Origin of the sequence: Streptomyces sp. NBC_00209, from assembly GCF_045206345.1 — a bacterium.
Taxonomy (GTDB): domain Bacteria; phylum Actinomycetota; class Actinomycetes; order Streptomycetales; family Streptomycetaceae; genus Streptomyces.
The window spans coordinates 4850878-4877717 of the sequence record NZ_CP108121.1 but is presented as its reverse complement, the minus strand read 5'-3'; the positions used below and the strand labels follow the sequence as shown (position 1 = coordinate 4877717).

General features: G+C 72.1%; 20 protein-coding genes. 2 read left to right on the top strand and 18 right to left on the bottom strand.

What is annotated here, in order from left to right; translation table 11 throughout:
- Positions 1-156 precede the first annotated feature (156 nt).
- Positions 157-810, top strand: coding sequence for a dTDP-4-dehydrorhamnose 3,5-epimerase (rfbC, locus tag OG867_RS22140; RefSeq protein ID WP_406287803.1), 654 nt, complete (start codon positions 157-159; stop codon positions 808-810).
- On the opposite strand, the gene rfbD is transcribed toward rfbC, so the two are convergent.
- The 4 genes from rfbD to galE form a co-directional block, all read right to left on the bottom strand.
- On the bottom strand, positions 729-1694 hold the full coding sequence (gene rfbD, locus OG867_RS22135) for a dTDP-4-dehydrorhamnose reductase (RefSeq protein WP_406287801.1): 966 nt from the start codon (positions 1692-1694) through the stop codon (positions 729-731). The two genes, rfbC and rfbD, sit on opposite strands and share 82 nt — an antisense overlap.
- A complete protein-coding gene (gene rfbB, locus OG867_RS22130; protein ID WP_406287799.1) occupies positions 1691-2680 on the bottom strand; it encodes a dTDP-glucose 4,6-dehydratase in 990 nt (329 codons plus the stop codon). Before rfbB ends, rfbD begins: the two co-directional genes overlap by 4 nt.
- A complete protein-coding gene (locus OG867_RS22125; protein ID WP_328900150.1) occupies positions 2677-3747 on the bottom strand; it encodes a glucose-1-phosphate thymidylyltransferase in 1071 nt (356 codons plus the stop codon). Before OG867_RS22125 ends, rfbB begins: the two co-directional genes overlap by 4 nt.
- A 216-nt stretch (positions 3748-3963) precedes the next feature.
- Complete coding sequence (galE, locus tag OG867_RS22120) at positions 3964-4935, bottom strand: UDP-glucose 4-epimerase GalE (RefSeq protein WP_328900151.1); 972 nt, start codon at positions 4933-4935, stop codon at positions 3964-3966.
- A gap of 188 nt (positions 4936-5123) precedes the next feature.
- On the opposite strand from galE, the gene OG867_RS22115 reads away from it, so the two are divergent.
- Positions 5124-7346 (top strand): CDP-glycerol glycerophosphotransferase family protein, encoded by a 2223-nt coding sequence (locus OG867_RS22115; protein ID WP_406287796.1) that lies wholly within the window; start codon positions 5124-5126, stop codon positions 7344-7346.
- A 76-nt stretch (positions 7347-7422) separates the two neighbouring features.
- On the opposite strand, the gene obgE is transcribed toward OG867_RS22115, so the two are convergent.
- The 14 genes from obgE to mreD form a co-directional block, all read right to left on the bottom strand.
- Positions 7423-8862 carry a GTPase ObgE gene (gene obgE, locus OG867_RS22110; protein ID WP_406287794.1) on the bottom strand — a complete coding sequence of 480 codons (1440 nt, stop codon included), beginning with the start codon at positions 8860-8862 and terminating at the stop codon, positions 7423-7425.
- Positions 8863-9000: 138 nt separating this feature from the next.
- Positions 9001-9258, bottom strand: a complete 258-nt coding sequence (gene rpmA / locus OG867_RS22105; RefSeq protein WP_018103204.1) for a 50S ribosomal protein L27 — start codon at positions 9256-9258, stop codon at positions 9001-9003.
- A gap of 14 nt (positions 9259-9272) precedes the next feature.
- Positions 9273-9593, bottom strand: coding sequence for a 50S ribosomal protein L21 (gene rplU, locus OG867_RS22100; protein ID WP_014045903.1), 321 nt, complete (start codon positions 9591-9593; stop codon positions 9273-9275).
- A 196-nt stretch (positions 9594-9789) separates the two neighbouring features.
- On the bottom strand, positions 9790-10851 hold the full coding sequence (locus OG867_RS22095; protein ID WP_406287791.1) for an iron-containing alcohol dehydrogenase family protein: 1062 nt from the start codon (positions 10849-10851) through the stop codon (positions 9790-9792).
- Positions 10839-11591, bottom strand: coding sequence for a sugar phosphate nucleotidyltransferase (locus tag OG867_RS22090; protein ID WP_406287789.1), 753 nt, complete (start codon positions 11589-11591; stop codon positions 10839-10841). The genes OG867_RS22095 and OG867_RS22090 overlap by 13 nt, the downstream gene beginning before the upstream one ends.
- A 77-nt stretch (positions 11592-11668) precedes the next feature.
- Complete coding sequence (gene galU, locus OG867_RS22085) at positions 11669-12559, bottom strand: UTP--glucose-1-phosphate uridylyltransferase GalU (protein ID WP_328900156.1); 891 nt, start codon at positions 12557-12559, stop codon at positions 11669-11671.
- Positions 12560-12656: 97 nt separating this feature from the next.
- Positions 12657-16796 (bottom strand): Rne/Rng family ribonuclease, encoded by a 4140-nt coding sequence (locus OG867_RS22080; RefSeq protein ID WP_406287787.1) that lies wholly within the window; start codon positions 16794-16796, stop codon positions 12657-12659.
- Positions 16797-17026: 230 nt separating this feature from the next.
- Positions 17027-17809, bottom strand: coding sequence for a TIGR03936 family radical SAM-associated protein (locus tag OG867_RS22075; protein WP_328900158.1), 783 nt, complete (start codon positions 17807-17809; stop codon positions 17027-17029).
- A gap of 121 nt (positions 17810-17930) precedes the next feature.
- Entirely contained in the window at positions 17931-19148 is a 1218-nt protein-coding gene (locus OG867_RS22070) for a hypothetical protein (RefSeq protein WP_406287785.1), read from the bottom strand.
- A gap of 88 nt (positions 19149-19236) precedes the next feature.
- Positions 19237-21162: a TIGR03960 family B12-binding radical SAM protein gene (locus OG867_RS22065; protein ID WP_406287783.1), complete on the bottom strand. Its 1926-nt coding sequence runs from the start codon at positions 21160-21162 to the stop codon at positions 19237-19239.
- A 50-nt stretch (positions 21163-21212) separates the two neighbouring features.
- On the bottom strand, positions 21213-22727 hold the full coding sequence (locus tag OG867_RS22060; RefSeq protein WP_406287781.1) for a CHAD domain-containing protein: 1515 nt from the start codon (positions 22725-22727) through the stop codon (positions 21213-21215).
- Positions 22728-22759: 32 nt separating this feature from the next.
- Positions 22760-23950 (bottom strand): rod shape-determining protein RodA, encoded by a 1191-nt coding sequence (gene rodA / locus OG867_RS22055; protein ID WP_406287779.1) that lies wholly within the window; start codon positions 23948-23950, stop codon positions 22760-22762.
- A complete protein-coding gene (gene mrdA, locus OG867_RS22050) occupies positions 23950-26115 on the bottom strand; it encodes a penicillin-binding protein 2 (protein ID WP_406287777.1) in 2166 nt (721 codons plus the stop codon). The genes rodA and mrdA overlap by 1 nt, the downstream gene beginning before the upstream one ends.
- Before the next feature lie 49 nt (positions 26116-26164).
- Positions 26165-26830 carry a rod shape-determining protein MreD gene (gene mreD / locus OG867_RS22045; RefSeq protein ID WP_328900164.1) on the bottom strand — a complete coding sequence of 222 codons (666 nt, stop codon included), beginning with the start codon at positions 26828-26830 and terminating at the stop codon, positions 26165-26167.
- Between the last annotated feature and the right edge of the window lie 10 nt (positions 26831-26840).

The window sequence follows — 26840 nt, the reverse complement described above, 5'->3', positions numbered from 1 at the left end:
ACGCGAGAGCGGATTCCGGCGCCTTCGCGTTCCGCACCGTGGAAACCTTTTCGTAGCCTTATGTCCCGTTCCGTGTCCGTTCGGTCCCCGGACTCGTTGGGCAGAGACACCGGGGCCGGCAGGAGGCCCCGCGGAGCGCGAACAGGATGTGATCGCATGCGCCGGCTCTCCGTTCCCGGGGCCTGGGTGCACGAGCCCACGGTCTTCCCGGACGGCCGCGGCAGCTTCCACGAGTGGTTCCGGGCGGCGGACCTGGGGGCCGCGGCCGGGCACACGCTGGGGCTCGCGCAGGCCAACTTCTCCAGCTCGCGGCGGGGCACGCTGCGCGGGATCCACTTCGCGGACGTGCCGCCGGGCCAGGCGAAGTACGTGAAGTGCGTGCGGGGCGCGGTGCTGGACGTGATCGTGGACGTACGCACCGGCTCGCCCACGTACAAGCGGTGGGAGGCGGTCCGGCTGGACGACACCGACCACCGGGCGGTCTACCTCGCGGAGGGGCTCGGCCACGGGTTCATGGCGCTCACCGACGACGCGTGCGTGCTGTACCTCTGCTCCGAGGGCTACGCGCCGGAGCGGGAGCACGGCATCGACCCGCTCGACCCGGACCTGGGCATCGGGTGGCCGGCGGACATCGCGCCGCTGCTCTCCCCGAAGGACGCCTCGGCCCCGAAGCTCGCCGAGGCCGGGGAGCGCGGGCTGCTGCCCTCGTACGCGGCGTGCGAGACGTACTACGCGCGGCTGCGCGCGGACGGTCCGGCGGTCCCGGGCGTCCGGTCCGGCGAGCCGTCGTTCAGCCCGGCCGGCCGCTGACCGGGGCGTTCGGCGGCGAGCAGCACGGGGAAGGCCGCGTGCAGCGCCGCGCGCCAGTCGCGGACCGGTTCGATGCCGGCGGCCCGGAAGCGGTCGTGCGCGAGCACGCTGTACGCGGGCCGGGGCGCGGGCCTGGCGAAGGCGGCGCTGCCGACCGGGCGGACGCGGTCCGGGTCGGCGCCCAGCAGCCGGAACACCTCGCGGGCCAGGCCGTACCAGGTCGTCGCCCCGTCGCTGGTGCCGTGGTAGACGCCCGCCGGGGCGGTGCCGTCGAGCGCGGCGCGGCCCAGCAGGACCAGCCGGGAGGCGAGATCGACGGTCCAGGTGGGCTGTCCGCGCTGGTCGTCCACCACGTCGAGGGTGTCCTTGACGGCTTCCAGCCCGATCATCGTACGGACGAAGTTGGCGCCGCCCGCGCCGTAGAGCCAGGCCGTCCGCACGACGTGGCCCGTGTCCGGCAGGGTCTCCAGGACCGCGCGCTCCCCGGCCAGTTTGGTGCGGCCGTACGCGCTGCGCGGCGCGGTCGGGGCGTCCTCCGGGTACGGCCGGTCCGCGTCGCCCGCGAACACGTAGTCGGTGGAGATGTGCAGCAGGACGCTGCCGTGGGCGCGGCAGACGTCGGCGAGGACGGCGGGTCCGGTGCCGTTGACGCGCAGCGCCTCGGCCTCCCGGCTCTCCGCGTCGTCCACGGCGGTCCAGGCGGCGCAGTTCACGACGACGGCGGGCCGGTGGGCGTCGAGGACGGCGCGGACCTGCGCCGGGTCGGCGATGTCCAGGGCCGCGCGGTCCGCCGCCACGACGGTGGCGCCCTCGCGGGCCAGAGCGGTCGTCAGGTCCCGGCCGAGCATGCCGCCGGCCCCGGTGACCAGCCAGCGCGGCCTCACAGGGCGGCCCTTTCCTTGAGCGGTTCCCACCAGGAGCGGTTCTCGCGGTACCAGCGGACGGTCTCGGCGAGGCCGGCCGCGAAGTCCTTGCGGGGCGCGTAACCCAGCTCCTCGCGGATCTTCGCGCAGTCGACGGAGTAGCGCCGGTCGTGGCCCTTGCGGTCCTCGACGTGGACCACGTCGGTGTCCCAGTCGGCGTCGCACGCCTCCAGGAGCAGCCGGGTGAGCTCCTTGTTGGAGAGTTCGGTGCCGCCGCCGATGTTGTAGACCTCGCCGGGGCGGCCCTGGGTACGCACGAGCTCGATCCCCTGCACGTGGTCGTCGATGTGCAGCCAGTCGCGGACATGGCCGCCGTCGCCGTACAGCGGGACGGGCAGCCCCTCCAGGAGGTTGGTGACGAAGAGCGGGATGACCTTCTCGGGGAAGTGGTGGTGCCCGTAGTTGTTGGAGCAGCGGGTGACGCGGACGTCGAGGCCGTGGGTGCGGTGGTACGCCAGGGCGATGAGGTCGCCGGACGCCTTGGAGGCGGAGTACGGGGAGTTGGGCGCGAGGGGTTCGTCCTCGGTCCAGGAGCCCTCTTCGACGGAGCCGTAGACCTCGTCGGTGGAGACGTGGACGAAGGTGCGGACGCCCGCCTCGTGCGCGGCGTGGACCAGGGTGTGGGTGCCCACGACGTTCGTACGGACGAAGGCGGCGCCGCCGTCGATGGAGCGGTCCACATGGGACTCGGCGGCGAAGTGCACCACCTGGTCGTGTCCGGCCATGAGCCGCGCGACCGGCTCCGGGTCGCAGATGTCGCCGTGCACGAAGGCGAAGCCCGGGTGGCCCCGGACCTCGTCCAGGTTGGCCGGGTTGCCCGCGTAGGTGAGGGCGTCGAGCACGGTGACGGAGACGTCGCCGGGGCCGTCCGGGCCGAGGAGCGTACGGACGTAGTGGGAGCCGATGAAGCCGGCGCCTCCGGTGACGAGGATGCGCGTACCGGTCATGAGGAGATCTGCACCTTGCTGTGGTCGCCGAGGACGAGTCGGTGGGCTGAGGGGCTGCGGGGCGCGGGCGTCACCTCGACGTCGTGGCCGATCAGCGATGCCTCCACGCGCCTCACCCCGTCGATGGAGGCGCCCCCGAGGACGATGGAGTACTCGATCTCGCTGTCCTCGATGCGGCAGTTCTGGGCGACCGAGGTGAACGGGCCGACATAGGCGTCGCTGATCACCGACCCGGTCCCGATCACGGCGGGCCCGACGATCCGGCTGCGGGTGACCCGGGCACCCGGCTCGATCAGCACCCTGCCGATGATCTCGCTCTCGCCGTCGACGTAGGCGCCGTCGGTGCACGGCTCGACGCTCTCCAGGACGGTCCGGTTGACCTCCAGCATGTCGGTGACGTTGCCGGTGTCCTTCCAGTAGCCGCGGATGATGGTGGAGCGCACGTCGCGTTCGCGGTCGATGAGCCACTGGATGGCGTGGGTGATCTCCAGCTCGCCGCGCCAGGAGGGGCGGATCGAGCGGACGGCCTCGTGGACGGCCGGGGTGAAGAGGTAGACGCCGACGAGCGCGAGGTCGCTCTTCGGGTGCTCCGGCTTCTCCTCCAGGGCCACCACCCTGCCGTCCCCGTCCAGCTCCGCGACGCCGAACGAGGTCGGGTCGGGCACCCGGGTCAGCAGGATCTGCGCGTCGGGCCGGTCCGCGCGGAACTCCTCGACCAGGTCCGCGATCCCGCCGACGATGAAGTTGTCCCCCAGGTACATCACGAAGTCGTCGTTCCCCAGAAAGCGCTGGGCGACCAGGACCGCGTGGGCGAGACCGAGGGGTTCGGCCTGCCGGATGTAGGTGACATCGATGCCGAAGCGCGAACCGTCGCCGACCGCCGCGCGGATCTCCTCCTCGGTGTCGCCCACGATGATGCCGACCTCGGTGATGCCGGCCTCCGCGATGGCCTCCAGACCGTAGAAGAGCACCGGCTTGTTCGCCACCGGGACCAGCTGTTTCGCCGAGGTATGGGTGATGGGACGAAGCCGGGTGCCGGCCCCACCGGAAAGTACGAGAGCCTTCACAGTTCCTGCCCCCACGATGAGATGTGACGGCGGCCGCCGGGGCCGCTACCTAGGGGACCTTACTGAGCTTCCCTCGCATCTTCCGCGACAAAACGGCTATTAACGCTATATCAGGGGGAAAAGTGACGGTCTCTCGCAACCCGGACCACCCCGTCATACGCGCAGGGCCCGGCGCCGCCCTCGGGGAGCGGTGCCGGGCCCTGCGTACGGCCGTGCTTACGGGTGGCGCAGGCGCCAGCCCTGCCAGGCGGACTCGATCATCTCGTCCACGCCGTACCGCGCCGACCAGCCCAGCTCCTCGCTGATGCGCTCGGCGGAGGCGACCACGCGGGCCGGGTCGCCGGGGCGGCGGGCGGAGACCTCGGCGGTGGCGTCCTCGTTGCCCGTGACCTTGAGGATGCGGTCGACCATCTCGCGCACCGAGCTGCCCTCGCCGCGGCCGATGTTCAGCGTGAGGTCCGTGCCGGCCTCGGCCTCCTCCAGCCGGCGGGCGGCGGCGAGGTGGGCGGAGGCGATGTCCTCGACGTGGATGTAGTCGCGGATGCAGGTGCCGTCGGGCGTGTCGTAGTCGTCGCCGAAGATACGCGGGGCCTCGCCGGCCTCCAGGCGCTCGAAGACCATCGGGACGAGGTTGAAGACGCCCTCGTCGGCCAGCTCCGGCGAGGCGGCGCCCGCCACGTTGAAGTAGCGCATCGAGGCGGCGCGCAGCCCGTGAGCCTTGGCGGCGGCGTGGATCAGCCACTCGCCGACCAGCTTGGTCTCGCCGTACGGACTCATCGGCACGCACGGAGTCGTCTCGGTGACGAGGTCGACGTCGGGCATGCCGTAGACGGCGGCCGACGAGGAGAACACCAGCCGGTCGACGCCCGCGGCGACCATGCTCGACAGCAGGACCTCCAGACCGGTGACGTTCTCCTTGTAGTAGTACAGGGGCCGCTCGACGGACTCGCCGACCTGCTTCTTGCCCGCTACGTGCACCACACCGGTCACCCCGTGCTCGCGGATCGCCCCGTCCAGGGCCTCGCGGTCGAGAACCGTGCCGGTCACCAGGGGAACGCCCGCGGGCACCTTGTCGGCGCTGCCCGTCGACAGGTCGTCGAACACGACCACCCGCTGACCACCGGCGAGCATCGCGCGCACCACGTGCGCGCCGATGAACCCCGCCCCACCCGTAACCATCCAGGTCATGTTCGTGCTTCTCCTGTCAGCCGCTGTGCCGTCGGCGTTCCACCCTACGCGGAAGGCCCCCGGCACCCCCGGGTGCGGCCGGGGCGATCAACTACGCTGTCCGGGTGCCGGACGCCGACCACTGTCGCACGGTCCCGACCACACCCCTCGTAAAGCCCCTGCGGACAGCCCTCTGGAACTGGTGGACGATGCCTCGACTGACACTCATCGTGCCTGCGTACAACGTGCAGGGGTACATCGGGGAGTGTCTGGACTCCGTGCTCGGGCAGGACTTCACCGACTTCGAGGTCGTCGGCGTCGACGACTGCTCCCCGGACGGTTCCGGCGCGATCCTCGACACATACGCGGCCCGCGACGACCGGCTGCGTGTGCTGCACCTCACGGAGAACGTCGGCCTGGGCCGCGCGCGCAACGCGGGGCTCGAACAGGCGACCGGTGACTACATCCTCTTCCTGGACAGCGACGACACCCTGGCACCGGGCTCGCTGTCGGCCATCGCGGCCCGGCTCGAAGCGACCGGCGACCCCGACATCCTGGTCTACGACTACACCCGGACGTACTGGGACGGGCAGCTGCTCCGCAACAAGCGCACCGACCTGATGACCGAGGAGGGCCCGGCCGTCTTCTCGCTCGCCGAGCGCCCGCAGCTCCTGGACCTGCTCCAGATCGTGTGGAACAAGGCGTACCGCCGCGACTTCGTCACCCGGCACGGCTTCCAGTTCCCGCCCGGTTACTACGAGGACGCGCCGTGGACGTACAGCTCGCTCATCGCGGCGGAGCGCATCGCGGTGCTCGACCGCTCCTGCGTCATGTACCGGCAGCGGCGTGAGGGCGGCAACATCCTGAGCACGGTCAGCCGGAAGCACTTCGACGTCTTCGACCAGTACGACCGGGTGTTCGCGTTCCTGGACGGGCGGCCGGACCTCGACCGCTGGGGCCCGATGCTGTTCCGGAAGATGGTCGACCAGTTCCTGACCGTGCTGGAGCGGCCGGGCCGGCTGCCGCGCAACGCGCGCGCCGAGTTCTTCCACCGGGCCGCGAAGGACTACCGCGCGCGGCTCCCGGAGGGCTTCGAGCGGCCGGCGGGCGGGCGCGGCTACAAGTACGCGCTGCTCGGCGCCGACGCGGCCTCCGCGTTCTTCGGCCTGACCCGCGCCAACAGCGTCCGCCACCGCGCCCGGCTGGGCGGCAGGGCCCGGATCGGCCGGGCCAAGCGGGCGGCGCTCGGCATGTTCTACCGGTCCCAGCTGCGGCTGCCGGTGGACGAGAACCTGGCCGTGTTCTCCGCGTACTGGGGCCGCGGCTACTCCTGCAACCCGGCGGCCATCGAGGCCGAGCTCGGCCGGCTCGCGCCGCAGACGCGCCGGGTCTGGGCGGTGCGCGCCGAGCACCGTGACCGGGTGCCCAAGGGCGTCGAGAAGGTGATCGTCGGCTCACGCGAGTACTGGGCGGTCATGGCCCGCGCCAAGTACCTGACGAACAACGTCAACTTCGGCGACACCATCGTCAAGCGCGACGGGCAGATCCACCTCCAGACCCACCACGGCACCCCGCTGAAGACGATGGGCCTCGACCAGGCGCAGTACCCGGCGTCCACCGACATGGACATGGAGAAGCTGCTCCGCCGCTGCGACCGCTGGGACTTCAGCCTGTCCTCCAACCGGTTCACCAGCACCGTCTGGGAGCGGGTCTATCCGTGCCGGTACACCACCCTGGAGACCGGCTACCCGCGCAACGACGTGCTGGTCAACGCCACCGCCGCGGACGTCGTGGCGGCCCGGCGGGAGCTCGGCCTCGCGGACGGCACGACCGCCTTCCTGTACATGCCGACCCACCGCGAGTACGAGAAGGCGTTCGCGCCCCGGATCGACCTGTCGAAGCTGGCCGAGGACCTGGGCCCGGACGTCACCCTGCTGGTGCGCGGGCACTACTTCTACAAGCCCACCGGCCGGCTCGCCGAGCTCCAGGCCGGCGGCCGGATCATCGACGTCTCCGCCCACGGCAACGTCGAACAGCTCTACCTCGCCGCCGACGCCCTGATCACCGACTACTCCTCGGCGATGTTCGACTACGCCAGTCTGGACCGGCCGATCGTCATCCACGCGGACGACTGGGACACCTACCGGGTCGTGCGCGGCACCTACTTCGACCTGATGGCCGAGCCCCCGGGCGCCGTCGCGACGACCCAGGAGCGGCTGACCGAGGTCCTGGGCTCGAAGGAATGGGGCGACGAGAAGGCGGCGGCGCTGCGCGCGGCGTTCCGGGAGCGGTACTGCGACTACGACGACGGGCGCGCCGCCGAGCGCGTGGTGCGCAGGGTGTTCCTGGGCGAGGAGACCCCACTGCCGGTGGTCCCGCTCGCCGAGCGCACCCCGGTCCCCTCCCCCGCGGAGGCATTGGCCCAGGTCTGAGGTTCCCGCGAAACGACTGCGGGCCCGTCCCCTTCCACCGTTCGGAAGGGACCGGGCCCGCGGTCGTTTTTCGTGCTTACGAGAACGGGTCGAAGTCCCGGTACTCCTCGGCGACCTCGTCGCGCTCCGCATCGCGGTCGCGGCGCCGCTGGGTGGCCGGACGCGGCGCCTCCAGGCGGTGGTCCTCGCCACGGCGGCCCAGCATCTCCGCACCGGCGGTCACGGTCGGCTCCCAGTCGAAGACGACCGCGTTGTCCTCGGCGCCGATCGCCACGCCGTCGCCCGACCGGGCCCCGGCCTTGCGCAGCTGGTCCTCGACACCGAGCCGGGCGAGCCGGTCCGCGAGGTAGCCGACGGCCTCGTCGTTGTTGAAGTCGGTCTGGCGCACCCAGCGCTCCGGCTTCTCGCCGCGCACCCGGTAGATGCCGTCCTCGTCCAGGGTGACGCTGAACCCGGCGTCGTCCACGGCCTTGGGCCGGATGACGATGCGGGTGGCCTCCTCGACCGGCTTGGCGGCGCGTGCCTCGGCGATGATGCCGGCGAGGGCGAACGACAGCTCCTTGAGCCCGGTCCTGGCGACGGCGGACGCCTCGAAGACGCGGTAGCCGCGCGCCTCCAGGTCGGGGCGGATCATGTCCGCGAGGTCCTGGCCGTCCGGGATGTCGATCTTGTTGAGGACGACGATGCGGGGCCGGTCCTCAAGCCCGCCGTACAGCTTCAGCTCCTCCTCGATCATGTCGAGGTCGGAGACCGGGTCGCGGTCGGACTCCAGCGTCGCCGTGTCCAGTACGTGGACGAGCACCGAGCAGCGCTCGACGTGGCGCAGGAACTCCAGGCCGAGGCCCTTGCCCTGGCTGGCTCCCGGGATCAGGCCCGGGACGTCCGCGATGGTGTAGACCGTCTGGCCCGCGGTGACCACGCCCAGGTTCGGGACGAGGGTGGTGAAGGGGTAGTCCGCGATCTTCGGCTTCGCGGCCGAGAGCACCGAGATCAGCGAGGACTTGCCGGCGCTCGGGTAGCCCACGAGGGCCACGTCGGCGACGGTCTTGAGCTCCAGGACGATGTCGCGGGCCTCGCCGGGCTCGCCGAGCAGCGCGAAGCCGGGGGCCTTGCGGCGGGCGGAGGCCAGCGCGGCGTTGCCGAGGCCGCCGCGGCCGCCCTGGCCCGCGACGAAGGCGGTGCCCTGGCCGACGAGGTCCGCGAGCACATTGCCCTGGCGGTCGAGGACGACGGTGCCGTCCGGGACGGGCAGGACCAGGTCCTGGCCCTCCTTGCCGGTGCGGTTGTCGCCCGCGCCGGGCTGGCCGTTGGTGGCCTTGCGGTGGGGGTGGTGGTGGTAGTCGAGGAGCGTGGTGACGGACTGGTCCACGACCAGGGTCACATCGCCGCCGCGGCCGCCGTTGCCGCCGTCCGGACCGCCGAGCGGCTTGAACTTCTCACGGTGAACGGAGGCACAGCCGTGGCCTCCGTTACCCGCGGCGACATGCAGTTCGACGCGGTCCACGAAGGTGGTCATGGATGGAACCTCCAGTTGCATACCTGCGGAAAAACTTCGCTTGCCCCCGTAGGGACAACACGCGAAAGGCGGACCCACTTCCCTTCTCGGGAAGTGAGGTCCGCCTCCACGTCATACCGCTCTACGAGCGCCGGGAATTCAGCCGGCGATCGGAACGATGTTCACGACCTTGCGACCACGGTGCGTGCCGAACTCGACCGCACCGGCGGCGAGGGCGAACAGCGTGTCGTCGCCGCCACGGCCGACGCCCGTGCCCGGGTGGAAGTGGGTGCCGCGCTGGCGGACCAGGATCTCACCGGCGTTGACGGCCTGGCCGCCGAAGCGCTTCACGCCGAGCCGCTGAGCATTGGAATCGCGCCCGTTCCGGGTGGACGATGCGCCCTTCTTGTGTGCCATGTGTTCTCAGTCCCTTACTTCGCAGCCGCGGGAATACCGGTGACCTTGATCGCCGTGTACTGCTGGCGGTGACCTTGGCGACGGCGGTAGCCGGTCTTGTTCTTGTAGCGAAGGATGTCGATCTTCGCGCCCTTGTGGTGGTCCACGACCTCGGCCTGGACCTTGATGCCGTCGAGCACCCACGGGTCGCTGGTCACGGCGTCGCCGTCGACAACGAGCAGGGTAGAGAGCTCTACCGTGTCGCCAACCTTGGCAGTGGAAATCTTGTCAACCTCAACGATGTCACCGACAGCAACCTTGTGCTGGCGGCCACCGCTGCGCACGATGGCGTACACGCGGATCTCACTCTCACTCGAAGCGGGAACCTCTGATGCCAGCCGCTCACACGGGTCCGGAGACCCATGACGATCCGGAGTGGACGAGCGGCCTCTCCCGAACGAGCGGGAGGTCGGTGCTCAGAGGTGTGGCGAACAAACGCCGACAGTCAAGGTTACGGGGCCCGGCACAGCCGGTCAAACCGGGCCCTGCCCCTCAGACCGCGGCGGTTCTGACGTACTCGGCGTACGCGTCCCTGATGCCGTCCTCGGACAGGTTCAGGTGTTCCAGGATGGTGTACCGGCCCGGCCGGGTCTTCGGTGCGAACGCGACCACCTGGACGAACTCGTCCATGTCGAAGCCCATGTCCTCGGCGGTGACCGGCAGCCCGTGGCGCCGCAGCACCCGGGTCATGCGTACGGACTCCTGGACGGCGCCGCGCAGGTGCATGGCGAACGCCGCGCCGAGCCCGCACTGTTCACCGTGGCTGGCGGCCCGCTGCGGGAAGAGCAGGTCGAAGGCGTGGTTGATCTCGTGGCAGGCGCCGGAGGCCGGGCGGCTGTCACCGGCCACCGACATCGAGATCCCCGTGAGCACCAGGCCCTCCGCCAGCACCTGGAGGAACGCGTCGTCGCCCAGGCCGCCCGGGTGGCGCAGCACGGCCTCGCCGGCCTGCCGGGCCATCGCGGCGGCCAGGCCGTCGATGTCCTCGCCGTTGACCCGGTGGGCCAGCTCCCAGTCGGCCACGGCGGAGATGTTGGACAGCGCGTCCCCGATCCCGGACCGCACGAAGCGGACGGGGGCCTCGCGGATGACGTCGAGGTCGATGACCACGGCGATCGGGTTGGGCACCCCGTACGAGCCCCGGCCCGCGTCGTTGTCCAGCGTCGCGACCGGGGAGCACAGCCCGTCGTGGGACAGGTTCGTCGCCACGGCGACCAGGGGCAGCCCGACGCGCGCCGCGGCGAACTTGGCGCAGTCGATGATCTTGCCGCCGCCGAGACCGACCACGGCGTCGTACCGCCCGGACTTCATGGCCTCGGCGAGCTTGACGGCGTCGTTCAGCGTGCCGCCGCCGACCTCGAACCAGGAGGCGCCCGGCAGGCTGTCCGTCAGCCGTTCCCGCAGCGCCCGGCCGGAACCCCCGCTGATCGCGACCGCCAGCTTCCCCGAGCCGGAGATCCGCTGATCGGCGAGCACGCCCGCCAGATCCGCGAGAGCCCCGGCCCGGATGTCCACGACGACCGGCGCGGGTATCAGCCGGGTCAGTACTGGCACGCGATCTTCCTGCCCTTGGCAAGGTCCTCGTGGTTGTCGATCTCCACCCACTTCACGTCGCCGATCGGCTCCACGTCGACCTTGAAGCCGCGGTTGACGAGCTCCTGGTAGCCGTCCTCGTAGTAGAGGTCCGGGTCGCGCTCGAAGGTGGTCTTCAGCGCGTCGGCCAGCTCCTCGGCCGCGTCGCCCTCGATGAGGGTGACGCCGATGTACTCACCGGTGGCCTCGGCCGGGTCCATCAGCTTGGTGATCCGCTGGACGCCCTTGCCGTCCGCCACAACGACCTTCATCTCCTCGTCGGCGAGGGACTTCACCGTGTCGAGGGCGAGGATGATCTTCTTGCCGTCACCGCGGGCGGCCAGCAGGGTCTTCTCGACGGAGACCGGGTGCACGGTGTCGCCGTTGGCGAGGATGACGCCGTCCTTGAGGGCGTCCCGGCCGCACCACAGGGAGTAGGCGTTGTTCCACTCCTCGGCCTTGTCGTTGTCGATCAGCGAGATGCTGACGCCGTACTTGGCCTCCAGCGCCGCCTTGCGCTCGTACAGGGCCTCCTTGCGGTAGCCCACGATGATCGCGACCTCGGTCAGGCCGACCTCGGCGAAGTTGCCGAGCGTCAGGTCGACCACGGTCAGGCTCTCCTCGTCGCCCTCGGGGCCGACGGGCACGAGCGCCTTGGGCAGCGTGTCGGTGTAGGGACGCAGACGACGGCCGGCGCCGGCGGCCAGAATCATGCCGATCATGGAGTTCTCCTCGGTGCGGTGTTGCGGTGCGGTGGTACGGGTGTCTGGGATCAGGAGTACGGGGCCCGGCGGGCGGGTCAGAGTTCCGAGGCCACGTAGGCGCGCAGCCAGCTGCGGAAGTCGGGGCCCAGGTCCTCGCGCTCGCAGGCGAGGCGGACGATGGCCCGCAGATAGTCGCCGCGGTCGCCGGTGTCGTAGCGCCGGCCCCGGAAGACCACGCCGTGCACCGGGCCGCCGAGCTTCTCGTCGGCGGCGAGCTGCTGGAGCGCGTCGGTCAGCTGGATCTCGCCGCCCCGGCCCGGCTCGGTCTCGCGCAGCACGGCGAAGACGGCGGGGTCCAGGACATAGCGGCCGATGACCGCGAGGTTGCTGGGGGCGTCGCCCGGCTCCGGCTTCTCGACCAGCCCCGTGACCCGGACGATGCCCTCCTCGGCGGTGGGCTCCACCGCCGCGCAGCCGTAGAGGTGGCTCTGTTCGGGCGCCACCTCCATCAGCGCGACGACGCTGCCGCCCTCGCGCTCCTGGATCCCGGTCATCCGGGTCAGCAGCGGGTCGCGCGGGTCGATCAGGTCGTCGCCGAGGAGCACCGCGAAGGGCTCGTCGCCGACATGGGGCTCCGCGCACAGGACGGCGTGACCCAGGCCGCGCGGGTCGCCCTGGCGGACGTAGTGCATGGTCGCGAGGTCGCTCGACTCCTGGACCCGGACCAGCCGCTCGGCGTCGCCCTTGCGGGTCAGCGCCGACTCCAGCTCGTAGTTCCGGTCGAAGTGGTCCTCCAGCGCGCGCTTGTTGCGCCCGGTGATCATCAGGACGTCGTTCAGCCCCGCGGCGGCGGCCTCCTCCACGACGTACTGGATCGCCGGCTTGTCCACGACCGGCAGCATCTCCTTGGGAGTCGCCTTCGTCGCCGGCAGGAACCGGGTACCGAGCCCGGCGGCCGGTATGACGGCCTTCTGGATCTTGCGCATGTGGGGGCTTTCGTGTCGGGGGCGGGAGGGCCCGGCGCCGCGACGCGGCCGGCCGGTCCCGGGGTGGGACCGGCCGGACCGCGTCACGCGAGGCGGATCAGCCCTCGTCGGCCGTGGCCGTGACGGCCGGGGCGGTCTGCTGCTCCGCCGCCACCGTCTTCTTCGCCGCCGCCTTCTTGGCCGTCGTCTTCTTCGCGGCCGTCTTCTTGGCCGCGGTCTTCTTGACCGCCGCCTTCTTGGCCGTGGCCTTCTTGGCGGTCTTGCGGGCCGCCTTCTTGGCCGGGGCCGCCTCGCCCTCGGGCTCCGCCGACGCCTCGGGGGTCTCGGTGGCCTCGGGGGTCTCGGTGGCCTCCACCACGACGACCGCGGCGTCCTCGGCCCCCGCCGGCGAACCGGCGGGCGCGCTGACCTTACGGGTGGCGCGGCGCCGGACACGCGGCGGCGCGGCCTGCTCCTCGGCCGGGGCCTCGGCGTGCGACGCCTCGACCACCGGGTCCTCGGCGGCCACCGGGTCGGGGCCGGCCGGCGCGGGCTCGGCCGGTTCCGCCGGGGCGGCCTCGGTCACGGTCGTCCCGGCCGGGGCCGGCGATCCCGCCGGGGCGGTCGCCTTCCGGGTGGCCCGGCGGCGCGTCCGGCCCTGCGGAGCCTCCTCGGCCACCGGCTCCGGGGCCGCGACGGGCTCCGGCTCGGCGACCGGCTCGGCCACGATCTCCTCCACCGGGGCGGCGGAGGTCTTCGGGGCGCCGGCCGGGGCCGATGCCTTGCGGGTCGCCCGGCGGCGGCCACGGCCGCGTGCGACGGCGGCCTCGGCCTCGGCGGCGCTGCTGTACAGCTCCTCGTCCGGGACGAACTCGGGCTCGGGCAGGGCCACCGGTGCGGCGACCTCCGCCGCGACCTCGGCCTCGGTCTCGGTGTGCTCCTGGGCGTGGTCGTGCTCGTGGTCGTGGTCCTGACCGCCGCCGCGCCGCTTCTTCGAGCGCTTGCCGCCGCCACCGCCGCCCGCGGACGCGGGCTGCTCCATGTGGACGATGACACCGCGGCCGTTGCAGTGGACGCAGGTCTCGGAGAAGGACTCCAGCAGCCCCTGGCCGACCCGCTTGCGGGTCATCTGGACCAGGCCCAGCGAGGTGACCTCGGCGACCTGGTGCTTCGTACGGTCACGGCCCAGGCACTCCAGCAGGCGCCGCAGCACCAGGTCCCGGTTGGACTCCAGCACCATGTCGATGAAGTCGACCACCACGATGCCGCCGAGGTCGCGCAGCCGCAGCTGGCGCACGATCTCCTCGGCCGCCTCCAGGTTGTTCTTGGTGACCGTCTCCTCCAGGTTGCCGCCCTGGCCGGTGAACTTGCCGGTGTTGACGTCGACCACGACCATGGCCTCGGTCTTGTCGATCACCAGCGAGCCGCCGCTCGGCAGGTAGACCTTGCGGTCCAGCGCCTTCATCAGCTGCTCGTCGATCCGGTACGTGGCGAAGATGTCGACCTCGGAGGTCCACCGCGACAGCCGGTCCGCCAGGTCGGGCGCCACGTGCGAGACGTAGCCGTGGATGGTCTCCCACGCCTCGTCGCCACTGACGATGACCTTGGAGAAGTCCTCGTTGAAGATGTCCCGGACGACCCGGACGGTCATGTCCGGCTCGCCGTAGAGGAGCGTCGGCGCGTTGGAGCTGCCGGTGCCCTTCGCCTTCTTCTGGATGTCCTCCCACTGCTGCTGGAGCCGCTCGACGTCACGGCGCAGCTCGTCCTCGCTCGCGCCCTCGGCGGCGGTGCGCACGATGACGCCCGCGTCCTCGGGGACGATCTTCTTGAGGATGGTCTTGAGCCGGGCGCGCTCGGTGTCGGGCAGCTTGCGGCTGATCCCGGTCATCGAGCCCTCGGGCACGTAGACCAGGTAGCGGCCGGGCAGCGAGACCTGGCTGGTCAGGCGGGCGCCCTTGTGACCGATCGGGTCCTTGGTGACCTGCACCAGGACGGACTGGCCGGACTTGAGCGCGGTCTCGATACGGCGGGGCCCGTGGGCCATGCCGAGCGCCTCGAAGTTGACCTCACCGGCGTACAGGACGGCGTTGCGGCCCTTGCCGATGTCCACGAAGGCGGCCTCCATGGACGGCAGCACGTTCTGGACCTTGCCCAGGTAGACGTTGCCGACGTAGCTGGTGGCCTGCTCCTTGTTGACGTAGTGCTCCACGAGCACGTTGTCCTCAAGGACGCCGATCTGGGTGCGCTCGCCGCTCTGGCGGACGACCATGACACGCTCGACGGCCTCGCGGCGCGCCAGGAACTCGGCCTCGGTGATGATCGGCACCCGGCGGCGGCCCTGCTCGCGTCCCTCGCGGCGGCGCTGCTTCTTGGCCTCCATACGGGTCGAGCCCTTGATGGACTGGACCTCGTCAAACCCGGTACCGGGCTCCCGCTCCTCCTTCTTGCGGGGCTCCCGGACCTTGACGACGGTGCGCTCCGGGTCGTCCGAGCCGTTCTCGCCCTCGGCCACCGCGTCACCGCTGCGACGACGGCGGCGCCGGCGACGGCGGCTGCTGCTCGACCCGGAGCCGGCGGACTCGCGCTCGTCGTCGTCCTCGTCCGCCTCGTCGGCGGACTCCTGGGCGGCCTCGGGCTCGTCCTCGGCGTGCTCGTCGTCCGTCTGCTCGGCGCCCTCGTCCTCGGCGGCCTCGCCCCGGCGACGGCGACGGCCGCCCCGGCGACGGCGGCGCGACGGGCGGTCGCCGTACTCGTCGGTGTCCTCGCCGTCCTGCTCGGCCTCGGCCGCGGCCTCCGGCTCCTGCTCGTCCGCGGCCTGCTCCGGCGCCGGGGCGGCGGTCACGGTCTCGGTGGTGTCGGCCTCGGCGGCCTCACCGCGACGACGGCGACGGCGGCGCGAACCGCCCTGGGGCGCGGTCTCGACGGGCGCGGGCGCCTCCTCACGGACCGGGGCGACCTCGTCCTCGGGCTCCTCGTGCGGGGAGGCGGCCGCGGCGGCTGCCGCGGTCTCCGGGGTCTGGAACATCGGCTCGGCGAAGACCGGGGCCTGGAAGACGGCGACGGCCGGACGGGCGGCCCGACGGCCTCGGCGCGCGGGCTCCTCCGGCTCGGCGGTGAACTCGGGGCGGCCGGCGGCGGCGGTGGCCCGGCGGCGCTGACGGCCGCGCGGGGCGGCCTCCTCGACCTCGACGGGCTCGGCGGCCAGCTCCTCCACGGCGGCCTCGGGCAGGCTCTCACCGGTCTGGGCCTCGGCGGGCTGCTCGGCGGCGGCCTTCGGCGCACCGGCCGGGGACGAGGCCCTGCGGGTCGCGCGGCGGCGGCCGCGGGGGGCCTCGGCGGGCTCGGCGACCGGCTCGGGGGCCTCGGCCGTCACGGTGACCTCGTCGGTCTCCTCGGCCTCTTCGGTCTCCTCGGCGTCGGCGGCGTGCTTCACCGGGGCGGCCTGCGGGGCACCGGCCGGGGCGGAGGCCCTGCGGCGGGTACGGCCACGCGGGGCCTCGGCGGGCTCGGCGGCGGCCTCGGCGACCGGCGCGGCGACGGGCTCGGGGGGCTCAGCGGCCTCGGGGGACTTCGCCACGCTCTCGGCGGCCTTGGGCGCACCGGCGGGCGACGTGGCCTTGCGGACGGCGCGGCGGCGACGGGGGGCCTCGGCGGCCGGCTCGGCGACGGGCTCCGCCACGGGCGCCTCCTCGACGATCTCGGCCGGCTCGGCGGCCTTCGGCGCACCGGCGGCCGACGTGGCCTTACGAACGGCGCGGCGGCGCGGGCGCGCCGGAGCGGCGCTCTCGGCGGCGGGCTCGGGGCTCTCCACGACGGGGGCCTCCTCAACGATCTCGGCCGGCTCGGCGGCCTTGGGCGCACCGCTCGGGGACGTGGCCTTGCGAACGGCACGGCGGCGGCGGGGGGCCTCGGCGGCGGGCTCGGCGACCGGCTCTGCGGCGGCCGGCCCAGCGGTCACGGGCTCCACCGTCTCGGCCGGCTCGGCGGCCTTCGGCGCGCCGGCCTCGGACGTGGCCTTGCGGACCGCGCGGCGGCGCGGGCGGGCGGGGGCGGCCTCGGCGGCCGGTTCCGCGCTCGGGGACTCTGCGGCGTCAACGGCCGGTAGGGCCGGCGCGTCGGCGACGGCCTGTGCCCCGCCCGACGGCGGGCCGGCGGGGCGGGAGGCGGCGCGGCGCCTGCGGCGCGGGGGGAGCTTGTCCCCGGGGGTGTTGTTGTCTTCTGCGTTCCCGGCGGTGCCGGGTTCGTTCGGCTGGGGCATGCGGGCGTTTCTCCCGTCGCGCTCCCGGGCGCCGCACCTGATTCCGGTCCGGCTCGGTCCGCGGGTGGCCGCGGCACCGCCGTCCGGGGCGCGGGCGCCGCACGGGAGCTGAATCTTGGCTCGCCGGTTCCGTACGCGATGTGCGGACGGCCTGGCGAAAGTCTTATGGGTCAGTGCGCGGCCCGGCCCAGGTGGCTCCCGAGCGCGAGGGCTGCGCTACAACGACCGCCTTACGCGGAACCTGCACCTTCCGGCGCCGTCGCGACGGCGGTCCCGGTGGCCGTGGTTGATGCGGCCGGGGCTGCCTCGCGGTCGGGCGCGAGCGGGTCGGTCACCGTGCCGGACTCCTCGTCGAAGAGCCCCTGCGCCAGCCTGGTCACCGCAGCGGGGACCGGCGGCGCCAGGTCGGCCACAACGCGGAGACCGGACAGGACGTCGTCAGGCCGAACGGCAGGTGTCACGTGCCGAACAACCAGCCGCAGTATCGCACAGGCCCTGTCACCGGACCTATCAGCCGGAAGATCAAGGGTCTGGAGCTCGACCACGGCGGAACGGGCGTCGAAGGTCCGCATGCCGTTCTTTGTACGGCGCTCGACCTCGACGGTCTCCGCCGCGTTGAAGGCGGACACGGCCTTCTCCGCGTCCTCCCGGGTCACCCCGTCGAGGCGGATCTCCCAGACTGAGGCGGTCAGCCGGTCCGCGAGACCCGAGGTGCGGGCCTCGACGGCGTCCGTGATGTCCAGGCCGTCCGGCATGGACTCGTTGAGCAGCTCACGCAGGACACCCGGGTCGCGGGGCTCGGTGAGAGCGATCTCCAGGAACTCGGCCTCGCTGCCCGTACCGGTGGGGGCGGCGTTGGCGTACGACACCTTCGGGTGCGGGGTGAAGCCCGCCGAGTAGGCCATGGGCACCTGGGAGCGGCGCAACGCCCGCTCGAAGGCACGCTGGAAGTCGCGGTGGCTGGTGAACCGGAGGCGGCCGCGCTTGGTGTAGCGCAGTCGGATGCGCTGCACCGCCGGTGCGGGCGGCGGGCCTTCGGGCTGTCGCTTGCCCAGTGGTTCTTCTCCTCGGTGCGGGGCGGGCGCGGTGGCGCGCCGCCCTCGAAATACGGGTGGCCCGGGGGCCCGGTCCGGCTCACCCCTGCTGTGCGGATTTCTCCGGGAGCGGGGAGAACTCTGGTCCGGGCGCCGCGCTGGGCACGGTCGTTGTACTACCCAGAGTACGCGCAAGGGGGCTTCCGGGTTCCCCGGGCTCGGGTTCGGCGGGCGCGCCGACCAGGGCGCGCCAGGCGTCACGCCTGGCCCGGCGCACCGTTTCCCGGGCCGTGCGCAGCGTCTGGCGGGCCGTGCGGCCCACCGCGCGCAGGGCCAGCCCGGCGGGTACCAGGAAGACGTCGCGCACGACGTGGCCGACCGGGACGCACACCGTGCGGTACGCCCAGCGCACCGGCGCGGCGATCAGGTTCCGGGCGAGCCAGGCGAGCGCCCGGCCGAACGCCCGGGAGAGGTATCCGGCGACCCGCCAGGCGATGCCGAGGGCGGCGGCGGTCTCCCGGCCGACCGGGGTCAGGACGCGCCGGTACACCCAGACGAGGGGCGTGACGAGAAGCACGACGACGAGCCACCGCAGCGCGATCCCGATCCCCCGGAAGAACGCCTCGATCCCCCGGATCACCAGATCCAGCGTCCACGCGATGCCGTGGCCCAGCGGGGTGAGGAGGGTGCGGTACGCCCAGACGAGCGGGATCACCACGAGGTACCGGACCAGCCAGGCCGCGGCGAGCCCGACGGGCACCAGGACGTACCGCCACAGCAGCACCACCGGCATGACGAGCACCAGGGTGAGCAGCCACTTCAGGGCGGAGCCCAGCCACCCCACCGCCGGGACCAGCACCTCGCGGAACAGCCACCGCAGCCCGTGCCCGAGCGGGGTGAGCAGCTGCGCGTACGCCCATTGGAGCGGCAGCACGATCCCGTACCGCACCACGGGCACCACGACATGGCGCCAGAGCGCGACCCACGGCCGGACGAACAGGGCCGGGGCGAGCCAGCCCAGCGCGTGCCCCAGCGGGACGCAGACGCAGCGCCACAGCCACCCCGCCGGGATGACCACCAGCACGTCGAAGAGCCAGGCCAGGGCCCGTCCGAGGGGCCGGAACAGCACCCGGTCGGCGGCCCGGGCGGTGACGACGAGGGCGTCCCAGACCATCCGTACCGGCAGGACGACGAGGAGCACCACGATCCGGACGGGGATCCGGATCACCGCGGTGACACAGCCGTCACCGCCCTCGTAATGCGCGGGCGCCTGGTGGGCTCCGTACTCCGCCGGCGCCCAATGCTTTCCCTGTTCCATGCATCCCATGACGCGAAGGCCCGGCCCGGGGTTTCCCCGGACCGGGCCTCGTCACCGAGCTGTCACACGCCCGCGATCACTTCACGGCTCACTTCACGACCGTCAGCGGCAGGAGCTTCTTGCCGGTCGGGCCGATCTGGATACTCGTGGAGAGCTGCGGGCACACCCCGCAGTCGAAGCACGGGGTCCAGCGGCAGTCCTCGACCTCGGTCTCGTCCAGCGAGTCCTGCCAGTCCTCCCAGAGCCAGTCCTTGTCGAGGCCCGAGTCCAGGTGGTCCCAGGGCAGGACCTCCTCGTAGGTCCGCTCGCGGGTGGTGTACCAGTCGACGTCCACGCCGAACTCCGGCAGGGCCGCCTCGGCGCTCTTCATCCACAGGTCGTAGCTGAAGTACTCGCGCCAGCCGTCGAACCGGCCGCCGGACTCGTACACCGCGCGGATGACGGAGCCGACCCGGCGGTCGCCGCGCGAGAGCAGGCCCTCCACGATGCCGGGCTTGCCGTCGTGGTAGCGGAAGCCGATCGAGCGGCCGTACTTCTTGTCGCCGCGGATCTTGTCCCGGAGCTTGCCGAGGCGGGCGTCCGTCTCCTCGGCGCTGAGCTGCGGCGCCCACTGGAACGGGGTGTGCGGCTTGGGAACGAAACCGCCGATGGAGACCGTGCAGCGGATGTCGTTCTGGCCGGAGACCTCGCGGCCCTTGGCGATGACGTTGACCGCCATGTCGCCGATCTGGAGGACGTCCTCGTCGGTCTCGGTGGGCAGCCCGCACATGAAGTACAGCTTCACCTGGCGCCAGCCGTTGCCGTACGCGGTGGAGACCGTGCGGATCAGGTCCTCCTCCGAGACCATCTTGTTGATGACCTTGCGCATGCGCTCGGAGCCGCCCTCGGGGGCGAAGGTGAGACCGGAGCGGCGGCCGTTGCGGGTCAGCTCGTTGGCCAGGTCCACGTTGAACGCGTCCACGCGGGTGGACGGCAGCGAGAGGCCGATCTTGTCCTCGGTGTAGCGGTCCGCGAGGCCCTTGGCGATCTCACCGATCTCGGTGTGGTCGGCGGAGGACAGCGAGAGCAGGCCGACCTCCTCGAAGCCGGTCGCCTTGAGGCCCGCTTCAACCATCTCGCCGATGCCGGTGATGCTTCGCTCCCGCACGGGACGCGTGATCATGCCGGCCTGGCAGAAACGGCAGCCGCGGGTGCAGCCGCGGAAGATCTCCACGGACATCCGCTCGTGGACGGTCTCGGCGAGCGGGACCAGGGGCTGCTTCGGGTACGGCCACTCGTCCAGGTCCATGACGGTGTGCTTGGACACCCGCCACGGCACGCCCGACTTGTTCGGTACGACGCGGCCGATGCGGCCGTCCGGGAGGTACTCCACGTCGTAGAAGCCGGGGACGTACACGCCACCGGTCCTCGCGAGGCGGAACAGGACCTCCTCGCGGCCCCCGGGGCGGCCCTCGGCCTTCCAGGCGCGGACGATCTCGGTGATCTCCAGGACCGCCTGCTCGCCGTCGCCGATGACCGCGCAGTCGATGAACTCCGCGATCGGCTCCGGGTTGAACGCGGCGTGGCCGCCCGCGAGCACGATCGGGTCGTCGATGTCCCGGTCCTTGGCGGCCAGCGGGATGCCGGCCAGGTCCAGGGCGGTGAGCATGTTGGTGTAGCCCAGCTCGGTGGAGAAGCTGAGCCCGAAGACGTCGAACGCCTTGACCGGGCGGTGGCTGTCCACGGTGAACTGCGGCACCTGGTGCTCGCGCATCAGCGCTTCGAGGTCCGGCCAGACGCTGTAGGTGCGCTCGGCGAGGACGCCCTGGCGCTCGTTGAGTACCTCGTACAGGATCATGACGCCCTGGTTGGGCAGCCCGACCTCGTACGCGTCCGGGTACATCAGCGCCCAGTGGACGTCGCACTCGTCCCACGGCTTGACGGTGGAGTTCAGCTCACCGCCGACGTACTGGATGGGCTTCTGCACATGCGGGAGCAGAGCTTCGAGCTGTGGGAAGACCGAATCGACAGACATCGCGAACTTTCGAGAGCCGGCAGGGGTGACCATCCAGCGTACCTCGCTGCTCAGTGTCCCCGTGCCCGCCGGATACGGGCCTTGTGCGCCCGGTGCCACACCCCGGGCAGCTCGCGCTCGGCCGCCGCGGCGGCCGCCTCCTCGCGCCCGTACACCAGTCCCCACGTGAACGACGGCTCCCCCGCCGCATGCGCCTGTACGGCGAGGGCGCGCAGGGTCTCGCGGGCGACGACGCCGTCCTGGTGGTCGCCGAGGAGACTCTGTACGGCCTTGAGCCGCTTGGCCGCCTTCTTCACGGGCCTGCCGAGGGCGGGGCGGGCGGCCTCCGCCGCGTACCGGGCCCTCTTCGCGGCCTTGCGGGCGCTGTGCAGGGCGGCGTCCCGGTCCGGCCCCGGCGGCAGCTCCAGGGCGTGCGCCACCCGTCCGGCGAGGCGCTTGTGGTCCTTGCGGACCGCGCGGGCCAGCTCGTCGCCCGGCTCCCCGGCGGCCCCGGGCAGCAGCGGCGGGGCGGCGAGCAGGGCTTCCAGGGCGCGCAGCAGGTCCAGGTAGCGCGCGGAGTCCAGGACGGCGGTCGTGCGCCGGCGCGAACCGCTGCGGCCCGCCGCCGACCAGAGCCGCAGCCGCGCCCTGACCGGCCCGGTGGCCAGCGGGCGGGGCAGCTCGCCGAGCCTGGCGCGCAGCCGGGCGTCCAAGACCTCCTGGTCCCGGTCGACCCCCAGCTCCCCGGCGAGCCACTTCAGCTCGGTGCCCAGGGGGCGGGTGGCCTCGCGGTCCAGGACGCGGCGGTACGTGCGCAGGGCGCTGCGCAGCCGGCGGGTGGCGACGCGCATGCGGTGCACGGAGTCCGGCAGCCCCCGCCGCACGGCCGGGTCGAGCGCCACGATCGCCTCGGCCTGGCGGCGTACGTAGTGCAGGACGTGGTCACCGGCGGTGCGCGGCTCGTCCTCCCGGGGGCGCGCCGCGTCGGAGTCCGTCTCCGCCAGCGCGCGGGCCAGTTTGGAGGGGGCGGCGGAGGGCCGGATCCCGGCCTCCTCCAGCGCGCGGCCGACGGAGTCGAGGAAGGCGGGGTCCCGGTCGTCGGCGAGCTCGGCCTCGATCTCGGTCCAGGCGGCGGTGCGGTCGCCACCGTGCAGCCGCTCCGCGAGGACCTCGTCCACACTGAGCTCGGCCAGCGGGGCGCCGTCGTCGTCCAGGAGTACGTGGACGTCGCGGACGGAGACCAGCCGGACCACGGGGACGACGGGGGCGTCAAGGACCCGGGAGCGGATCAGGGCGGTGAGGCGGGCCGGCACGTGGTCGGAGAGCGGGGCCCGGATCTCGTCGCGGACGCCCTCGGTGACGGGGAGTTTCAGGTGCCAGCCGGCGTCGGAGCCCCCGGTGCGGCGGCGCAGGGTGACGCTTCCGGCGGCGAGGCGCAGGTCCTCGGTGTCGTAGTAGACGGCGTCCAGTTCCATGACGCCCTCGTGCGCGACGGACCCGACCCCGGCCACCCGGCCCAGGTCGGGCAGCCGGGTGGCGTCCGTGGCTTCGTACTTCCGCTCGATCTCGCGCTTGGAGTCCGCCATATAACGAACCTAACGCGCCCCCGCGCATCCGCTCAGGCCGTTATCGGCCGTTGCACCCGGATCGACTGGAGCAGGCCGATGGCCACCCAGACGGCGAACATCGAGGAGCCGCCGTAGGAGACGAACGGCAGCGGGAGTCCGGCGACCGGCATGATGCCGAGCGTCATGCCGATGTTCTCGAACGCCTGGAAGGCGAACCAGGCGATGATCCCGGCGGCGACGACCGTGCCGTACAGCTCGGTGGTCTCGCGGGCGATGCGGCAGGCGCGCCACAGGACGACGCCGAGCAGCACCAGGATGAGCCCGGCGCCGAGGAAGCCCAGCTCCTCGCCGGCGACCGTGAAGACGAAGTCGGTCTGCTGCTCGGGGACGAACTGCCCGGTGGTCTGGGTGCCCTGGAAGAGCCCGGTGCCGTGCAGGCCGCCGGAGCCGATCGCGATGCGGGCCTGGTTGGTGTTGTAGCCGACGCCGGCCGGGTCGAGCGCCGGGTTGGCGAAGGCGGCGAAGCGGGCGATCTGGTAGTCGTCCAGCAGGCCGAGCTGCCAGATGGCGACCGCGCCGGCCACGCCCGCGCCGAGGAGACCGAAGACCCAGCGGTTGGACGCGCCGGAGGCGAGCAGCACACCGAGCACGATGACGACCATGACCATGACGGAGCCGAGGTCCGGCATCCCCATGACGATCACCATGGGGAGCGCCGCGAGGCCCAGGGCCTTGGCGACGCTCCGGTGGTCGGGATGGACCTGGTCGCCCGCGTCCACACGGGCGGCGAGGATCATCGCCATGCCCAGGATGATGGTGATCTTGGTGAACTCGGAGGGCTGGATGGAGAAGCCGCCGGGCAGCAGGATCCAGGCGTGGGCGCCGTTGACGGTGGCGCCCAGCGGGGTGAGGACCGCCAGCACGAGGAGCACGGACAGGCCGTACAGGACGGGTACCGCGCCGCGCAGCGTGCGGTGGCCGAGCCAGACCGTGCCGATCATCAGCGCCATGCCGATGCCGGTGTTGAGCGCGTGCCGGAACAGGAAGTAGTACGGGTCGCCGTGGGTCAGCGAGTCGCGTCCCCGGGTCGCCGACCAGACCAGCATCGAGCCGATGAAGGAGAGCGCGACCGCCGAGCCGAGGAGCGGCCAGTCGAGCCGGCGGACGACGGAGTCGCGGGCCATGAGCCGGCCCCAGCCGGATCGCTCGGGGCCGTAGCGCGGGACGGAGAATCCGGCCATCAGTCGCGCCTCCCCAGCACCGCGGCGAGCGTCTGCTCGGCGGCGGGCTTCTCCGAGGCGGGGTCGTACGGCTTGATCGTCGGGGCGTCGATGGTGCCGTCCGTCTGGATCTTCGGCAGCCCCTTCTGCGGCGCCGGCAGGAGGGCCTTCTTGAGGTCCTGCTTGCCGGTGGCGTCGAGCCCGTAGAGCGCGTTGTAGATGTTGCGGACGGCGGGCCCGGACGCGCCGGAACCCGTACCGCCCTGGGAGATCGTCATGACGATCGAGTAGTCCTTGGTGTACGTGGCGAACCAGGAGGTCGTCTGCTTGCCGTAGACCTCGGCGGTACCCGTCTTGGCGTGCATCGGGATCTTGTCCTGCGGCCAGCCGCCGAATCGCCAGGCGGCCGAACCGCGGGTCGCGACACCCGCGAGGGCTTCGTCTATCTGGTTGCGCGTCTTCTTGGTGAAGGGCAGCTTGCCGTGCGACTCGGGCGCGATCGTCTGGACGGTCTTGCCGTCGCCGCTGACGATCGCCTTGCCGATGGTGGGGTCGTAGAGCGTGCCGCCGTTGGAGATGGCCGCGTAGATGGTGGCCATCTGGATCGGGGTGACGAGCGTGTCGCCCTGGCCGATGGAGTAGTTGACGGAGTCACCGGCGCGCATCTTGTCGCCTTCGAGGCAGTTCTCGTAGGCGATCTTCTCGACGTACGTGCCGTCCTTCTTGCCCTGCTTGCACCAGGCGTCGTGGTTGGCCTTGGCGAAGTTCTTCTTCCACTCGCGGTCCGGTACGCGGCCGGTGACCTCGTTGGGGAGGTCGATGCCGGTCTCCTTGCCCAGGCCGAACTGGTGGGCGGTCTTGTAGAACCAGTCGTTGGGCTGCTTCTTCGGGTTGTTGCCGCCGTCCTTCGCCCACTCCTTGTGCGCGATGCCGTAGTACACGGTGTCGCAGGAGACCTCCAGGGCGCGGCCGATGGTGATGTCGCCGTAGCCCTGGGACTCGAAGTTCTTGAAGGTCTGCCCGCCGATGGAGTACGAGCTGGGGCAGGGGTAGTGGCCGTCGAAGGGGTATCCGGCGTTGACCGCGGCGGTCGAGGAGATGACCTTGAAGATCGAGCCGGGGGCGGCCTGGCCCTGGATGGCCCGGTTCAGCAGCGGGAAGTTCGACTTCTTGCCGGTGAGCTTGGCGTAGTCCTTGGCGGAGATGCCGCCGACCCAGGAGTTCGGGTCGTAGGTGGGCAGGGAGGCCATGGAGACGACCCGGCCGGTCTTGGCCTCCATGACGACGACGGCCCCGGAGTCCGCCTTGTAGTTCTCGCCGGTGTTGGTGTCGAACTCCTTGCGGGCCGTCTTCATGGCCTCGTTGAGCTCGTACTCGGCGACGGCCTGGACGCGGGCGTCGATCGAGGTGACGACGCTGGCGCCGGCCTCCGCCTCGTCGTTCTTGGCCTGGCCGATGACCCGGCCCAGGTTGTCGACCTCGTAACGGGTGACGCCCGCCTTGCCGCGCAGCTCCTTGTCGTACGTGCGTTCCAGGCCGGAGCGGCCGACCATGTCGGAGCGCAGATACGGCGATTCGCTGTCCTGGGCCTTGGTGATCTCCTCGTCCGTGACGGGCGAGAGGTAGCCGAGGACCTGGGCGGTGTTGGCCTTGCCGGGCGCCGCGTAGCGGCGTACGGCGGTGGGCTCCGCGGTGATGCCGGGGAAGTCCTCGGCGCGCTCGCGGATCGTCAGGGCCTGCTGGGTGGTGGCCTCGTCGGTGACCGGGATCGGCTGGTAGGGCGAACCGTTCCAGCAGGGCTGCGGGGTCTTGGCGTCGCAGAGCCGGACCTTGTCGAAGACGTCCTTCGGCTTCATGTCGAGGACGTCGGCGAGCCGGGTCAGCACGGCCTTGCCGTCGTCGTCCATCTTCAGCAGCTCGGTGCGGCTGGCGGAGACCACGAGGCGGGTCTCGTTGTCGGCGAGCGGGACACCGCGCGCGTCGAGGATGGAGCCGCGGGCGGCGGGCTGGACGACCTGCTGGACGTGGTTGTTCTTCGCCTCGTCGGAGTACTCCTGGCCGTTGCGGATCTGGAGGTACCAGAGGCGGCCGCCGAGGGTGAGAAGCAGCGAGAAGACGAGGACCTGGATGACGATCAGCCGGATCTGGACGCGCTGGGTGCGGCCCGTCTCGGGGATGTTGCTCACGGGGCGCCCCCGGTGGTGGTCCGGGGGCGGGGCCCGGCGGAATGCTGCCTCACAGTCGCTTGACTCCCTTGATCCGTCCGGCGCGTGCCGCCCGGTTGCGGGCCGCCTTCACACGCAGTCCGCCGCGCTGGCCGCCGATGCGCAGCCCGGTCCCCGCCGCCAGCCAGCCGGCCGCCACGTCTCCGCGCCCCGAGGAGGACTCGGTGACGGGGTCGTTCACGGTGCGTCTGGCGAGCGCCATGATCAGCGGCACGGTGAACGGCGCCAGGAGGAGGTCGTACACCGCGGCGGTGAACAGCAGGCTGCCGAGGCCCACGTGCCGGGCCGCGGTGTCGCCGACGAGGGCGCCGATGCCCGCGTACAGCAGGGTCGACCCGATCGCCGCCGCGACGACCACGGCCATCGGCAGGAACGCGGACTTCAGCTGCCCGTTCTCCGGCCGGGCCAGGCCCGCGAGGTAGCCGATGACGCAGAGGACCAGGGCGTAGCGCCCGGCGGCGTGGTCGGCGGGGGGCGCCAGGTCCGCGAGGAGGCCGGCGCCGAAGCCGATGAGGGCGCCGCTGACGTGCCCGTACACGAAGGCCAGGCCGAGGACGACCATGAGCAGCAGGTCGGGCACGGCGCCGGGGAGCTGGAGGCGGGCGAGCACGGAGACCTGGACGACGAGGGCGAGGACGACCAGAACGATGGAGAGCAGGGTCCGGTTGACGTGCATGGGGATCAGC

Excerpts from the sequence above, each read along its gene's own strand:
- rfbC (WP_406287803.1), top strand. The coding sequence starts at position 157 with ATGCGCCGGCTCTCCGTTCCCGGGGCCTGGGTGCACGAGCCCACGGTC.
- rfbB (WP_406287799.1), bottom strand. The coding sequence starts at position 2,680 with ATGACCGGTACGCGCATCCTCGTCACCGGAGGCGCCGGCTTCATCGGC.
- galE (WP_328900151.1), bottom strand. The coding sequence starts at position 4,935 with ATGACCTGGATGGTTACGGGTGGGGCGGGGTTCATCGGCGCGCACGTG.
- OG867_RS22115 (WP_406287796.1), top strand. The coding sequence starts at position 5,124 with ATGCCTCGACTGACACTCATCGTGCCTGCGTACAACGTGCAGGGGTAC.
- obgE (WP_406287794.1), bottom strand. The coding sequence starts at position 8,862 with ATGACCACCTTCGTGGACCGCGTCGAACTGCATGTCGCCGCGGGTAAC.
- rpmA (WP_018103204.1), bottom strand. The coding sequence starts at position 9,258 with ATGGCACACAAGAAGGGCGCATCGTCCACCCGGAACGGGCGCGATTCC.
- OG867_RS22090 (WP_406287789.1), bottom strand. The coding sequence starts at position 11,591 with ATGATCGGCATGATTCTGGCCGCCGGCGCCGGCCGTCGTCTGCGTCCC.
- galU (WP_328900156.1), bottom strand. The coding sequence starts at position 12,559 with ATGCGCAAGATCCAGAAGGCCGTCATACCGGCCGCCGGGCTCGGTACC.
- OG867_RS22080 (WP_406287787.1), bottom strand. The coding sequence starts at position 16,796 with ATGCCCCAGCCGAACGAACCCGGCACCGCCGGGAACGCAGAAGACAAC.
- OG867_RS22070 (WP_406287785.1), bottom strand. The coding sequence starts at position 19,148 with ATGGAACAGGGAAAGCATTGGGCGCCGGCGGAGTACGGAGCCCACCAG.
- OG867_RS22065 (WP_406287783.1), bottom strand. The coding sequence starts at position 21,162 with ATGTCTGTCGATTCGGTCTTCCCACAGCTCGAAGCTCTGCTCCCGCAT.
- OG867_RS22060 (WP_406287781.1), bottom strand. The coding sequence starts at position 22,727 with ATGGCGGACTCCAAGCGCGAGATCGAGCGGAAGTACGAAGCCACGGAC.
- rodA (WP_406287779.1), bottom strand. The coding sequence starts at position 23,950 with ATGGCCGGATTCTCCGTCCCGCGCTACGGCCCCGAGCGATCCGGCTGG.
- mreD (WP_328900164.1), bottom strand. The coding sequence starts at position 26,830 with ATGCACGTCAACCGGACCCTGCTCTCCATCGTTCTGGTCGTCCTCGCC.